General features: G+C 37.9%; 13 protein-coding genes and 2 pseudogenes. 3 read left to right on the plus strand and 12 right to left on the minus strand.

Going from position 1 to position 14,794, the window contains the following annotated elements; translation table 11 throughout:
- Positions 1–34: 34 nt before the first annotated feature.
- The 3 genes from B7708_RS00905 (at position 35) to B7708_RS00915 (ending at position 2,659) form a co-directional block, all read left to right on the plus strand.
- Positions 35–598, plus strand: coding sequence for a TetR/AcrR family transcriptional regulator (locus B7708_RS00905; RefSeq protein WP_185760452.1), 564 nt, complete (start codon positions 35–37; stop codon positions 596–598).
- Positions 599–685: 87 nt separating this feature from the next.
- Positions 686–1,462: a ferredoxin reductase domain-containing protein gene (locus tag B7708_RS00910; protein ID WP_084973062.1), complete on the plus strand. Its 777-nt coding sequence runs from the start codon at positions 686–688 to the stop codon at positions 1,460–1,462.
- Positions 1,463–1,585: 123 nt separating this feature from the next.
- Positions 1,586–2,659 carry a DUF2974 domain-containing protein gene (locus B7708_RS00915; RefSeq protein WP_084973064.1) on the plus strand — a complete coding sequence of 358 codons (1,074 nt, stop codon included), beginning with the start codon at positions 1,586–1,588 and terminating at the stop codon, positions 2,657–2,659.
- A gap of 29 nt (positions 2,660–2,688) precedes the next feature.
- On the opposite strand, the pseudogene B7708_RS00920 reads toward B7708_RS00915, so the two are convergent.
- From B7708_RS00920 to B7708_RS00975, 12 genes and pseudogenes are all read right to left on the minus strand, one after another.
- Positions 2,689–3,198: pseudogene (locus tag B7708_RS00920) on the minus strand (FtsK/SpoIIIE domain-containing protein); the annotation flags it as partial.
- Positions 3,199–3,591: 393 nt separating this feature from the next.
- Entirely contained in the window at positions 3,592–4,056 is a 465-nt protein-coding gene (locus B7708_RS00925) for a DUF5085 family protein (RefSeq protein WP_084973066.1), read from the minus strand.
- Positions 4,046–4,495: a hypothetical protein gene (locus B7708_RS00930; protein WP_084973068.1), complete on the minus strand. Its 450-nt coding sequence runs from the start codon at positions 4,493–4,495 to the stop codon at positions 4,046–4,048. The genes B7708_RS00925 and B7708_RS00930 overlap by 11 nt, the downstream gene beginning before the upstream one ends.
- Positions 4,492–5,157: a lantibiotic ABC transporter permease gene (locus B7708_RS00935; RefSeq protein WP_084973070.1), complete on the minus strand. Its 666-nt coding sequence runs from the start codon at positions 5,155–5,157 to the stop codon at positions 4,492–4,494. The genes B7708_RS00930 and B7708_RS00935 overlap by 4 nt, the downstream gene beginning before the upstream one ends.
- Position 5,158: 1 nt before the next feature.
- Complete coding sequence (locus B7708_RS00940; protein WP_239822444.1) at positions 5,159–5,863, minus strand: hypothetical protein; 705 nt, start codon at positions 5,861–5,863, stop codon at positions 5,159–5,161.
- A gap of 525 nt (positions 5,864–6,388) precedes the next feature.
- Positions 6,389–6,685 carry a DUF4176 domain-containing protein gene (locus tag B7708_RS00945; protein ID WP_020902045.1) on the minus strand — a complete coding sequence of 99 codons (297 nt, stop codon included), beginning with the start codon at positions 6,683–6,685 and terminating at the stop codon, positions 6,389–6,391.
- A gap of 162 nt (positions 6,686–6,847) precedes the next feature.
- On the minus strand, positions 6,848–7,492 hold the full coding sequence (locus B7708_RS00950) for a DUF443 domain-containing protein (RefSeq protein WP_084973186.1): 645 nt from the start codon (positions 7,490–7,492) through the stop codon (positions 6,848–6,850).
- Between the two features lie 2 nt (positions 7,493–7,494).
- Complete coding sequence (locus B7708_RS00955; protein WP_084973072.1) at positions 7,495–9,021, minus strand: T7SS effector LXG polymorphic toxin; 1,527 nt, start codon at positions 9,019–9,021, stop codon at positions 7,495–7,497.
- Entirely contained in the window at positions 9,011–9,385 is a 375-nt protein-coding gene (locus B7708_RS00960) for a hypothetical protein (protein ID WP_084973075.1), read from the minus strand. Before B7708_RS00960 ends, B7708_RS00955 begins: the two co-directional genes overlap by 11 nt.
- A 2-nt stretch (positions 9,386–9,387) precedes the next feature.
- The gene (locus B7708_RS00965) at positions 9,388–9,753 is read right to left on the minus strand and encodes a TIGR04197 family type VII secretion effector (RefSeq protein ID WP_084973077.1); all 366 of its coding nucleotides are present in this window, start codon (positions 9,751–9,753) and stop codon (positions 9,388–9,390) included.
- Positions 9,754–9,834: 81 nt separating this feature from the next.
- Positions 9,835–11,958 (minus strand): annotated as a pseudogene (gene essC / locus B7708_RS00970) (type VII secretion protein EssC); the annotation flags it as partial.
- 196 nt (positions 11,959–12,154) lie between these two features.
- A complete protein-coding gene (locus B7708_RS00975; protein ID WP_084973081.1) occupies positions 12,155–14,788 on the minus strand; it encodes an SA1320 family protein in 2,634 nt (877 codons plus the stop codon).
- Positions 14,789–14,794: the final 6 nt, after the last annotated feature.

Genomic DNA, 14,794 nt, shown 5'->3' on the forward strand with positions numbered 1-14,794 from the left:
TCATTCATTCATACTTAAAGGAGGTAAAGTCAGATTGGACAAAAAACAAGCTTTAAAGACAGCGGCCTATGAAGTTTTTTCGAAAAAAGGTTACAAGGCAACAGGAATTTCAGAAATTGCTAGGCAAGCTGGTGTTGCAGTTGGTTCTTTTTATAACTATTACGAGAGTAAAGAAGCCATTTTTCTAGACATCTATATAGATGAAAACAATCGTGTTCGCCAAGCTATGATCGAAGAACTGGATTGGGAAATTGACATGACTGACCTCATTGGTCAACTCTTTGCTCAGTCCAGAACTCTCGTTTCTTCCAATAAAATCCTTGCAGAATGGTACAATCCTGCCATAGCAGATGAGTTGCACAGCTACTATTCCTCGGAAGAAGGCAAAGTCGCAAATCCATTTCATCAGTTTCTAGTTAAAACTTTTACAAATCGTATGCAGGCTGAAGGGTATTCGCCAGAAAAGATTCAAGATATTTTACAGGTTTATAATCTATTTTACTATATGGATATGCATATCACGGAAAAAGATTTTCCAGATATTGGCAAGACCGTCGAAATACTTGCAACCAACTTCATAAAAGGAGTTCTAAAATAAAGAAGATGGATTTCTTTATTTTTTGAAAAGATATGAATGAATTTGTTTTAAGTTCATTCATAAAATTAAGAATAGGAGTCATAAAAAATGAAAAGAGGTAAAAAAATGTTTATTATCATTCTATCAACACTTGGGTTACTAGCTCTTACAACTTGGGGTGCCATCGCCTATCTTGGACGAAGTCAGACATTATCGATAAAATCCATCGAAAACCCTACCGGAGATCTGTATTTAATTCATATCACAAAGCCGAGTCATCAAACCTGGAAAGCTGGGGCTTATGCTAAGTTTACACTCCCTGATACGTCGTCCGCTGCTAGGAAAAACGAAGCTAAGGGAGAGCAGACCAGTCGATGGCTAACCATTGCCTCCACACCTGATGAAGATGAAATCCTCATTCTAACGCATAATAGTGGTAGCCACTTTAAAGAATCCTTGACACATTTACCGGCTGGCAGTGAGATTGAGATGAGTTGGCTTGAATCCTCTTTAACCGTTAAAGATACGAATCAGCCACTAGTTTGCTTTTCATCTGATGTTGGTATTTCTGCTCTACGTCCCCTTATCAAAGAATGGGCTGGTAAATGTCCGATTATTCTCAACCATTATGACAAAGGAGTTACTATTTTCGATAATGAGATGAAGGAACTGGCTCAAAACACATCGAATTTTACTTATAAAACTAGCGATGAATTTTCTCAAAGTCAAGCATTTTTAAAACGTGCTATTGATGAATACGGCAATCAAGCCAGCTATCTCATCACAGGTCAGCCTGATGATGTAAATGAGATGAAGAATTTTTTTAAGGAAAATGGCATTGATAACAAAAATATCCAAGTAAGCTCGTTTAGAGGTTTGAAATAAGAACAATCTGTCGTTTATATATCCGGATTAAACCCTACTAGGTCATCATGTAGAGAGGCCAAACAAGCCTACTAGCTAATTCTATGTAAATATGATAGGATAAACATAGAGAAAGGAGCTTTTATGGCCAATATATTTGACTACTTGAATGATGTAGCATACGATTCCTTTTATGACCTCCCCGTGAACGAGTTAGATATTCTTGCCTTGACTGAATTAACCTATCTTCCTTTTGATGATGTAGTCGCCCAAGAACCAAAGCGTCTCATAGATCTAGCACCTCAAATCCCCAGAGAAACGACTATGCTGACCAATAAGAACCGCCTCCAGTTGTTGGATCAACTCTCTCAACACAAACGGTTTAAAAATTGCAAGCTCTCAGACTTTATCAACGATATTGATCCTGAATTGCAAAAACAGTTTGCGGCTATGACCTATCGTATCAGTCTCGATACTTATTTGCTTGTTTTTCGTGGGACGGATGATAGTATCATCGGTTGGAAAGAAGATTTCCATATGACCTATATGAAAGAAATCCCAGCTCAAAAACACGCCCTCCAGTATTTAGAGGACTTTTTTGCTCAACATCCTAAGCAAAAGGTTATCCTAGCAGGACACTCAAAAGGGGGCAATCTAGCCGTCTATGCTGCTAGTCAACTCGATCCACTCTTACAAAAAAACATTGTTGCTGTCTATACTTTTGATGCCCCTGGACTTCACAAGGAACTGACCGAAACAGCTGGCTATCAAAACATGATGGAAAGAACAAAAGTATTTGTCCCACAAGGTTCTATCATCGGGATGATGCTGGAAATTCCTGATAAAAAAATCGTCGTTCGAAGCACTGCCCTAGGTGGTCTTGCCCAGCACGACACCTTTAGTTGGCAGGTTGAAGACAAACACTTTGTCCAACTGGATGAGACCAATAGTGACAGCCAACAAGTCGATACAACTTTTAAGGAATGGGTTGAAACAGTTCCTGATGAAGAATTGCAGCTCTACTTCGACCTCTTTTTTAGAATCATTCTTGATGCAGGTATCTCCTCTATCAACGATCTTTCTTCCTTCAAGGTCATTGAACACATTCACCATCTCTTTGTCCAAGCTCAATCCCTCACTCCCGAAGAAAGAGAAACAATGGGACGCTTAACCCAACTCTTGATTGATACTCGCTACCAAGCTTGGAAAAATCGTTAAGGTAGAAAAATACTTTCTAATACCCTAAGCATCCCCAAGAGGACAGAGAGTGGTTTCTCTTCTTCCCAAGCAACCGCTGGCTGCACTGCTTCCAGCTCCTCTAGCGCAATGCGCTCTTTGAGCGGAGGCAACCATGGCTGGGGTACTGGAGGAATTTCTTGTTCCTGACACAAAACTTGGATATGCTGCACTATCGCATCCAACTCTGTCGGAACTTCCTTGATCTCTTCGGCTTCTTCTAAGCCCGATAGGTCTTCATTCAAGATTTCATATTGACCCAATTCATTGATTAGATAGATCGTGTGGTCCTCAATCCCCATATCGTCCTTGTCCGGTTGGTAATCCGCCCCTGACCAGGCTGAGGCGATGGATCTCCGCATTCGAAGCCAAGGCCCGCATGGATTGGGCTCCATCCAAGTTGGTAATGGTTCCCAAGAGGTGGGGCAGGTTCTTAAAGAGATTGGCCATTCCACCACCCTTGTAGTCAATCAAAAGAAAGCCACATCATGAGGGTGGAAGTTGACGGCAAGGGACAGGATATTTTTTGAAAATAGCAGAAGAGATAAACAAGCGAAAAATATAGAATTTTCAAGCTACTAGAAAGAAAATATTCTTGTTCCATTATACCACAATATCAAAACAACCCTCTTCCCATAGGAACAAAGCTATATCTTTGTATCATGAATTTAGGCTTATGGCCACGCTAATTCATCTTACGACATAGAACAGACAAAAAACGAGAAGTTACTTTAATGATAAAGTAGCTCCTCGTTTTTGATTTTTATAAAGTATGGTAATATTGTTTCAATAATACCTGTATCTATAATCTTTAGCATTGGCTTTATATCACGAACCAAAATAGATAGAAAAGCCCAAAAATATACTAACAAATCTAACTTTTATCGTAAGTAGATTATCAGATTAAATTCCGCTCACTCCTTCAATACTCCTACCTTAATATCTGTATAGACTTTCCCATCAGAGATTGTAGTGAAAAAGAAGGGAGGGGTCAACTCACAATGTCCCTGATAATAGATATAACCAGCTAAGAAGCTTATCCCTTCTTTCACTGACTCATCATCTGGTTCTAAAATTCTAGTTGAAACAGTATTTAAAACTTGAAACAGACTATGATACAAAAAGTCTTTCGGCAAAGCATTCTCAATACACTCTTCTTCTACTGGGATAAACAGTTCCATCAACACATCTTGATTTTCTTCTAACTTAGAATTAATCGTATAAAAGAAAGGTCCTCGAAGCGTATATCCTGCTTTTCTTACTTCGTCTAAAAAAGCGTTATAAGTGTCCGGCATCTCTTCTGGAGATACTGTATAATACCTTGAGATAACATTTCTATACTGTATATCTTGGTATTCTCCCACGTTTTTAAATAGCATCTGAAATCTCCTTAATTGGGATATTAATTTCAACAAAGTGTTGCCCAAATATTGGCAAAATAGACAGAAAAACTGTATCTCCCAGCATTTCTAATCCCTCATCATGAATATACTGCTTCATTTCTTCAATTTTTGGAAGGAAATGTTCATCAAATGGAGTTACTTCAGAGACACACTGCTTAATTGTAAAATGTTCTAAATATTGAAATTCATCATTTCCTTCAATTGGAATATTTGTCGGAATATAGACCTTAAACGAGGCTTCTCCTGGCTTTCCAAAAGTGCTCAAACATGTTTCAATCGTTGTCGGACCATTTTTATAGACCCCTGTTTCAAATAATAATTTTTCACAACCTTCAATCAAATCTAGAAAAGAATCCATGGCTACTTTTTTCTCTGTATAAGCAATATTGCTGATATCTATTCTAATTAATTTCATTTTATTTCTCCTCTATAAATAAAGTTATTCGTGCTTTTCTTTTTCCAACCGGTGAATACTCGTGCATACTCAAACCAATAGAAGGGAATACATCCAATACTTACTGCCACAAGACTAGTAACAACATATACCGACGGCAACATAAATAAACGTGCTATAACTACTACAATTGCTGCTGAACAAATAACAATAACAGAAGGAATGTGTAGCATTGTTTTCCTGAACTCTCCAGATGGTAAAGTCTTAGCTTTAGGGACAATTAATAACTGGTAAACAAAGGTTAGTAGCTGAAAAATAAGGCTTAGGCTAATCAATAACATGAAGACAGACCAGTAGTCATCTCCCAAAAATATAGAACTCCAGAAAAGAAATTCAATGTGAAAAATTAACACAGACGTAGCCGGAAATATTTGCAATAATTTTGATTTGGAAAACTTTTGAAATAGCAAGAACATGAATAACAAAGCCAATAGATGATAAATGGCAATGTGAAAGATATTCATACTTACATCATGTATCTCACCTTCTATAAAAATAGACACTATAAATATCAGCAAAGTAAACATTACCTCAATTGCAACTGACTTTAAAAAATCAGAGTTTTTTATAGGTCTAGTATCCACAACTGCCATATTCAAAAACTCAATATACTTTTTTTTCATCTTATCCTCCTACAATTCCTGCCCACCATTTTTTAAGCCCTTTAGAAAATCCAGTGTGTTTATCAAGTTCATTTAAGCCCCAACTAATAGCTCCACCTACTGCCACTGTTATACCACCTACTACCATAACTGGCAATGCAACAGGAATTGCTGTAGCTGCAGCAACTCCACCAACAGCAGCCAACGTCCCTATTCCTACATTCTTAACAGTGTCAATCGTAACACCTCCAAATTGAGTAGCTATATACTTTTCACTTCCAACTGTCATATTTTTGCTAACAGCAATATCATGTGTTTCTCCCATTCCGTCTACAATATCAACAGCAGAAAATACCACATTTGCAATCGCCATACCTTTACCTAATTTGCCCATATTTTTAAAGCTATCTGATATCTTAATTCCTTCAGTAGGATGTATTGAAAATATGTTTGACAAACCAGCTGTTGCCGAGGAAAGTGCACCGTCTTTTCCAGCCTTAATGATATTAGGACGGAAAGGAGACATCATATCCTCGTACTGACCTCGAATATTTGTTCCCTTATTTGTAGTAATCTTACTGTAATTGTGACCTCGGTTTATACTATTTCGACTGTAAAATTTATCATAGCCTAACAATTTATCTAGCTTTTGCCCAATAGGTGTTGTACCATGATGAAATATTAGATTTCCTTTATTATCTTTTGAAATTCGAGATCCCAAATACAAAACATTAGCAACATCTAAAACAGTTGTAGTTTTATTATATAATTCGCTAACTTTGCTATATGGAGAGTCACTAATTAACCTTAATAGTTCTGGCTTTGCTAACTCTGTCGGATAACGTTTTCCATACTCTGCAATCGCTGCTATATCATTCTCATCTAATTCGGTTTCATTTTTAATTTTATCTAAAACATTTTGATAATTTTGAATTACCTCAGAACGATTCTTCCACTCACTATTAATATTATTAGCCCAAGGAGCTTGTCCCTCTATTTTAAAAGTTCCATGTACTAAAAGGAAAATGTTCTCGCTCTATTATACCACAATATCAAAACAGATCCCTTCCTATCCTATAGGAACAAAGCTATATTTTGGTATCATAAATTTTGGCTTATAGTCACACAGACTTAGCTGTATGATAGAAAAATGACTAAAAAAACGAGGAGTTTCTTTAATATCAAAGTAGCTCCTCGTTTTTTGATTTCTACAAAGTATTGTAATATTTTTAATAATATTTATAGATCTACCTTATTTAGTTACACCTTTTTTAATAGTTGTAGCATTTTCATCAAGCCAACGTTGATAAATTTCAGCGAACCGTTCTTCTTCTTCATCACTATAGCCTTTATAAACCACTTTATCTACATCATCACGATTGAAGTAAAACAACTGTTCTGGGTTTAGTCCCATCGGATAAAAAGCTGCAGAATAGTCAAACAAAACACTTTCACCATTCTGTTCTATAGTAACCCCACGATTGAGAATCATTAGTTTTTGACTCCCCTCTTTTAAATAAACAATTGTTCCAATTGGCAAAATAGACATTTATTTTTTTTCCTTTCAATTTATATTTTTCTAATTCTATAATACTATACACCATCGTATAAGCAGTCTTGAACTTTAAATGAATCATTCACCACCCAAACACTTTCTGAATGGATTTAATACCTGAATCAATATCATTTCTAACTTCTCGGCATTCTGTATTTATAGCTCTTCAATTTCAGTTAATATTAGTGTCTTATAATATGAGGGAACTTGCGGCATTCTCATCATTACAAAGTAAAACCAAGAAATTATGCCATTAATAATCAACAAGACTCCTTCTGAGCCATCATTAGTTCCCATAAAAAACATTAAACAAACAATATTAATTGCTAAAATTACATACCAATCAATCATTCGTTTACCTTTGGGTTCAAAAACAAGTCGACAGCGTTTACTATTTTGGGGAATTCTTGATTCAAACTTTCCAACCGCACTTTTTTCATAGAAGACAGCCATAAGATAAGACAAGAATAAGGAGAATGCAAACACACCTAATTTCAAAAAAAGCTGTTGACTTATACCCCAATCAATGAATGCATCTTTTATAAGTCTATATGAGATAGCTACGAATGGCTGAACCATGATGACTAAAGCAGTAGACGCCCCTATTGGTGTCTTAGATTTTATTCTAAAACTATCATTAGATGGAGATAACTCAACCATTTCAGCAGTAACTTCTTTAGGAAGTAAACCGAAGAAATAGGACTTTCCTTTTATAGTAGTAGGATCTAAGATATAATCTTTGTTCTTAAACTCAACGATTCTAAAAACTGCTATATTCGAATATTTAAATTTTAATTCCACATTTACCACCCAAACACTTTCTGAATTGATTTAATACCTGAGTCTATGCAATTTCCGACTTCCTTGATACCTGAATCAATATTGTCACCTACCCATTCTATTCCTTTATTAATTTTATCCCCAAAATCATTTGCTATAGTTTTAATCCCCAAAAAGTTATGCTCATAAGCATATCCTACTGCATATCCTATTGTAACACCTGCCACGATAGTCCAACCAATTGGATTAGAGGCTAAAAATGTTGCAGCTGCTGCTACAGTTCCAGAACCTGTAGCTGTAGCCAAAAGAGCTGTTGTTGCAAAGTCTACCCCTACTGTAGTCATTACCGTTATTGCTGCAGTATGGGTAAAGGCACGTCCTACATTCTCATTTTGCAGGTTGTTCAAAAAGTCCATCCCCATAAATACTGAACTAATCCCTGAGATCCCAACAGATGAGTTGGTTCCTGGTATGGGAATATTAAATTCTGAAGTTGTGAATTGCTTAAGTAAATTCGCAGCATTTGCTTTGAATAAATCATCCGTATATCCTTTACTATCCCCAGAGTAGGTAATGTTTATATTACCAAACTTATCAGTAGTAGTAAAATACTTAAAGTATTCTGACAGGTGAGGATTCTTTGAACTTAACTTAGCAATGGTGTCTTTAGCAATTTCTTCCAGAGACGTATCTCGTATAAGTTCAAATAACTCTCCGATTTTATTGTCATTTATATCACTATTAACTTTACTCTCGATATATTTTCGTACAGCATCTTTAACATTCTCTGGCAACTCTTTATCAGGATAACGTTTTCCATACTCTGCAATCGCTGCTATATCATTCTCATCTAATTCGGTTTCATTTTTAATTTTATCTAAAACATTTTGGTAATTTTGGATCACCTCAGAACGTTTCGTCCACTCATTATTAATAGTATTAGCCCAAGGAGCTTGTCCCTCTATTTTAAAAGTTCCATCAAACTTTCCAAAGTCACCCGTGACTTGTTCAAAACCTTGAAAAACTAAAGTCTGTAGGCTTTCTGAATCCGAAAAATGACCACTGGTCGAGCTCGCAAACGACTGCAATTTTTCTAATTTCCTTTGTAACTCATCTCGCTTACTCGTTGCATTTGAGATAATTCCTCGAACGTTACTTTTATAAGTAGGATCGATGTCCTTTAGATTGGATAAACTATACAAAATAGCTTCATGAGTCGAAATGGTTGTATTCTTCGCTTCAATTTGCTTTTGAAGTATCTCCTCATCTAGACTTTCTCCACCGACTTGTGAACGGTAAAGAGTCGGTAGTTCACTGGCTTTTCCTCCTAGACTCTCTGAAAATAGAATAACTCCTCTAAGTAGGGGAACCATTATATTTTCCGCATAGGACTTAGCGCTATCATAGGCTTTACCTTTTAATTCTCCCTCTGTAATCAAATTATTAAAGGCAATAATGACATCGTTATAATAATTCACACGGTTGCTTAATACACTATTTGCTGTGCTGCCCTGCGAATCTGCTGAGCCTATGTCTACTTTAATCCCCATTCTTCTCCTCCTTCTCCTCATTTTGTGATTCAAGACGGCGTTGTTGAAAAAGAAGTTCCTCTTTTTCGTCCTCTAGCATGGTCACCGCCTTTTTTAGTTCTTCTTTCCTCTCGGTGATAAAATCATCAAGTAGCTGTTCATACCTTTTTAACATTTCTATATCTTCAAGACGATCCATCTCATCTTTAACTGATAACGGATAATATCCTAATTCTCTATATGGGAGGAAGTTCGTTTGACAAAGATCTATGATCTCCGTCGCAACGTAAGAAAACTGATCTCTTTCTGCTTCTAACTTTGATAATTTCGTTTGAATCTGTTGAACACTACATTGAATATCTTCTAATTTCCTAGTTTTTTCCATCCTCACTCCTTAAATAAATTATTTTGAGGAACAAATGACGGATTTGAATACAGAGAAGGTAGACCAGTTGTCCCCTTATTTTGACTCGACGGCAAATTATTTTGCCACAATGTACTGATCTTCTCATCTACTACTTCGAATTCATTTGCGACACCATGAATTAGTTTTACGAATTCACTTATTTTCGATTGAACATTTTCAGCCATAGAGGCCTCATTTATGATCAATCTTCTTCCTACCGTATTAGCGGTATAATAGCTTGTCTTATCTCTCGTAACTGTACCAGCAGTAGTAATGCTATTGCTTGCTGATACAATTCCAGTTGCAATAGTGCTTGCCTTGCCTTTTTCACTTTTTACTTGTCCCATGTTCAATAACCTTTTCAATTATCCTTTCTACTATCAAATCGTCAAGAGATAGGGTTGAATCTTAAGTATCAAATAATATTTTTACTTATTCTTACTAATTTTGAGTTTGATGACTTCTTTCCGAGAATGCAAATAAATCTGATCGGGATCTGGAGCCACATCTCTGCTATACATTCCTTTATCTAAGAAGGTTTGATCCATTAGGCGCATACCAAAGATGACCCACTGAACATTTGTTTTAAGGTATCTAGGAATTGGATCAATACTTGTCCCAATGTAAGCATAATCAGTACCAATAATAAACCTCATCCCTACTCGATACCCCTTCTCAAACATAAATTGAAGCTGTTGTTCATTTAGATCGCTTTCGGATACCAGTGCTCTCATATTTGGTATAAAAATGATCCATTCAGATGATATACCTTTTTTAAGACGGCTCTCTATTTCATAGATTAGCTGATTTCCTATGTCCGACAGTTCCTTTTTACTTCCAACATAGGTGTTCACCTGGTCACTGTATGCTTCATATTCTTGGAAAGCATCAATCAACATCGTATGGACGTTAGGCATTCTAAGAATAGTTTTTAATAAATGATGTGTTATATTATCAAAAGCATCTTCTGCATTTGACACATAAGCCATGTGTTTAAATTTGCTAAGAGAGATATTGACACTTCCAACCATTTCTAGCTCCAAACCGATAGGAATCTGACCATTCTCAATAGCTTCTTGTACACTAGGCAAATTCAAAAATTCTTCCATCATCAACTCCTCTGGCACCATCGGGATAGCACTTGGGCGCTGACCTGTCCAAGCTTCTTGGAGGGATGCCACTTCCTGACGAAGGTTGTTGAGGACTTGGGTGTCATTGGCTCCAGAGACTGGCAAAGCCAGCTGGATAACATCCACCTCTTCACGTTTCATGAGTGCACGGCCCTTGATGTCTTCCATAGTCATGGCAAGTGGCGTAGAGCCCACGATTGCCCGCACCTCGCTCACATCATTCTGTGGAAGGCTCAACTGGTGCTTGAAGTTCGAGTAGAGCTGAGCCCGAAGGTTGGACTGTCGACCCGCTGTCATCAAGAGATGCACTCCGATGCTGAGACCTTCACGAGAGATGCGCACCAAGAGTTTAAAGAGTTCTGCCTCATAAACCTCCTCCTTGATGGCCTCATAGCTGTCTAAGAGAATAACGATAGACGGCTCTTGCTGGCCACTAGCCTCTCGGTAGAGCTCTAAAGTCCCTACACCATAGTCCGCAAGGAGTTTCTTACGACGGTTGAGTTCGCGCTCCATGATCCGCACAAACTTAGAAATCTTCTCTGCCTGATCCAAAAGCATGGTGTCTGCCACCTGCGGAAGCTTGGACAAGGGCGCCAATCCATTGGTCCCAAAGTCCATCAAGTACAGGGTAAGGGCCTTGGGACTGAATTTGCGAGCCAAGTCCATACCAGCTGTCTGAAGGAAGGTGGTCTTCCCTGTACCTGGACTTCCGTAAAGAAGGACATGCCCATCCTTGGAGAGGTTGATAGAGACGGCTTCCTGCTTCTGGGCTTGTGGGATATCCGCCATCCCCAAGAGGACAGAGAGTGGTTGCTCTTGTCCCCAGGCTACTGTCGGTTGTACTTCTTCTAGCTCCTCTAGCGCAATGCGCTCTTTGAGCGGAGGCAACCATGGCTGGGGTACTGGAGGAATTTCTTGTTCCTGACACAAAACTTGGATATGCTGCACAATCGCATCCAACTCTGTCGGAACTTCCTTGATTTCTTCGGCTTCTTCTAAGCCCGATAGGTCTTCATTCAAGATTTCATATTGACCCAACTCATTGATTAGATAAATCGTATGATCCTCAATCCCCATATCGTCCTTGTCCGGCTGGTAATCCGCCCCTGACCAGGCTGACTGGAAGAGTTCATAGACCTCATTATTTCCGACCTGCAGATAAGCACGACCCGTCTGGGTAATCTCGGCCGCATCCGGCGTATGAAGCATTTCATTAGAGTCCGAACGATCCGCCACCTTAAGGGCAATCTTGAAGCGTGAGTTGGACCAGATCTGGTCATCCACCACACCTGATGGCTTCTGCGTAGCTAGGATCAAGTGAACCCCGAGGGAACGTCCGACCCGAGCGATAGACACCAGCTCTTTGATAAAATCAGGCTGGTTGACCTTGAGCTCTGCGAACTCATCTGAGATGAGAAAGATGCTGTAACTCATTATACCATAAGAGATATATTGTAAGAAAAACTGAACACTGTATGGAATAATGAAAGAAAACCACCTGAAAATAATTCAGGTGGGCAATGAAATTCTACAGAAGTGGGTATTACTTCCCATTTATTTTGTTGAATATTTTGAAAAATATAACATTCCTGTTTGATGATATAATCGAAATTAACTTTTAATCATCACCAAAGCAGTCATCAATTACATGACTAACATTACCCATGAGATTTATCATGTCTCCAAGTTTATACCCCAGTGCTTGTACAGCAGAACCTGAAGCAAGACTATCTAAATCGCTCTTGAAATTTGTAAATCGAATCTGCAATGATTTTATTACTGCACCAACTGCTTTTTGAGCACGAACAACACCTTTCAATTCAGCTGCTCCATAAAATGCATCCTCCATCCCATTCCTGAACGCAGGCTTGAAGCCTCCTAACATCGACACAACTAGATTTATCGTTGTAGCTGCTGTGGTCAAGTCTATATCCAAAACATCAATCTCTGAAGCAGCTGTTCGAATTGTACCCGATACTGAAATCTGGGATTCCACAATACCATAAAACTTTTTATCGTCCTTATCCTCAAATTTGTTCTTGTAATAAATTTCAGTAGGAAAATCATTGATAAGATCTTTTAAATTATCTCTTGAGGTATTTATAACTTTATTCGTCTGTTCAATATAGCCTTTTGCATTATCTAGGTAACTACTAAAAGACGTAGACATCTGATTTGCTAAATCCTCAGCCCTCACATCTATCTGATCATCAAAAGCACTAATAACATCACGGTCATCAAATATACCACTCTCCTCCAAGTACGTATTATAATCCTGAGAAACACTAGTATTAACATCTGGAACCGAACTAAAATCTAGTGTATCTATATTTCTAGCCAATCCTCTATCTGTTTCTTCTAAAGCAGTTTTGATAATTTCCGCTACAGAGATAGTATAGGAGATACAATAAATGATTGTCTGAATATTTTGTTCCAATACTTTTAAAATTTCATTCACTGCTTGTGGAATCCCATCTCCAAAATGCGAACGCTTCTCTAAACCTTTCGTACTTTTCTCAATCATTTCCTCAAATGAATTGACCAGTTCGGCTCCCTTTGAGCCCAAGTATGTAGAGGTGGCTGATTCCGCCCAAATATTACCTTCGGATTTACCTTTTGAAGTCATGTTATGCACTTCAATATCGAGAAGAGCAGAGTCACTATTAAACTTCGCACTATATAATTTTGATTCAATTGCTCCATGGTCAAAATTATTTCCATTACTATCAAAATAGTCGTTTAGGCCACTAAAGCCAAACCAGTCAAAATTCCTAGAAAAATCATAGGGATTATATGCATTAAGTGTTTTAAACGTTTCTTTCATGCCATCATAATTACTGAAAGCTTTATCTATCTTTTGTATAGCTTCAATCAAGCTAATTGATTGTAAATGCTGGAAGACAGCTTCTTTTAGATTGTTTGTACGACTCGACAAATTGTTCATAACATTTTCATTTGCCTGGTTTGTACGCTTAACTACTTCTAACAACTCTTCCGCATGTCCTAAACTGGCTCTCAGATTTGTAATCAAAATTATCATAGATGTTGTGTCTAAGCGAATTTCTTTTGAGTCACCATACTTTTTCAACAAATCTCGAGTTGTTGTATTCTCTGGAGTCACTGCAAAATCTAATAAACCATCACCATCTATATCAACCGCAAATAACTGTTCCAGAACTACTTGCTTCGTATATTCCATCGCTTCAGCACTTTCTCTGTACTTCGTCATACTATGATGAATCGGTAAATCAATCGCAACAACATTTCCAGGATACTTGGTTTCCCTTGTGATTCCCAAAAATTTTAGCACTAACCAAGTGTTGTTATCCAGCAGTGTCTCTGCAGCACTATTATCCAGCGCCTGCCCTCCAAATGAAATCTCTTTCCCATCCTGAGCCCAGGCAATATTCGTTAATAAATCTCGTGTTGAAGAAAATGTCACAGAGTAACCCTTGTAATTCTTCCTCAACGCTTCAATTCGTTCTGCTTCTTCTTTAGCAGCTTTCAAAGTCTCAGGAGAAGTATCTTTTAAATGAGAAAGATAATTCCAATACTGCTTAAGTACAGCATCGTCTGGAAGTTTAACTGGTTTCCCCTTAAGGCTTCCAATGATCCCAAGCGACGAGGCGTTGTACATTCTAACATACTTATTTAAATTATGTTTGAATTCCTCAAAATTGTTACTCTTACCAACAACCTCTGTATACCAAGCAGCGTCACCAGATGCCACCATCTCGTTAGCAGTCTTACCGTTTACCGACTGAGGAGCCCCTTGATAGCCAAAATTATAGGGGACTTGTCTCTCCATGGCTGTCCTTCCAGCCTGAAATTCTCCATAAGAATGGCCAGTAGTTGTGCTAATATAGTATCCACTCGCCTCCACTCTATCATAAAAATCAAGGGCAGGTTTGTTTTTTTCTTTTAAGTACAAGGTGTCATTTAAGGCAATGGCAAGGTCTACAATAGGATCCTTATTGCCGTCAGCATCCATATTGGTTCCAGCGTATGAGATATAGGTTTCACCTGTCTTCGTATCTTTAACCGCTATGGCCGCAACACCTGAATCTTTATCGTACATGGAGTCGACGATTTCATAACTACTACTATCCACACCCGCTTTATCTAAAACACCTTCAACCATGAGTGTTGGATTCTCTTTACCAGCAGTATATGCTCTCTCATAATCATATACTGCATCCGATAAGATAGACGACATTTCAACCCGCCGATTACTCTTTTCAATTCCATTCATTAACCA

This window comes from Streptococcus oralis subsp. dentisani (assembly GCF_002096615.1).
GTDB lineage: Bacteria > Bacillota > Bacilli > Lactobacillales > Streptococcaceae > Streptococcus > Streptococcus oralis_U.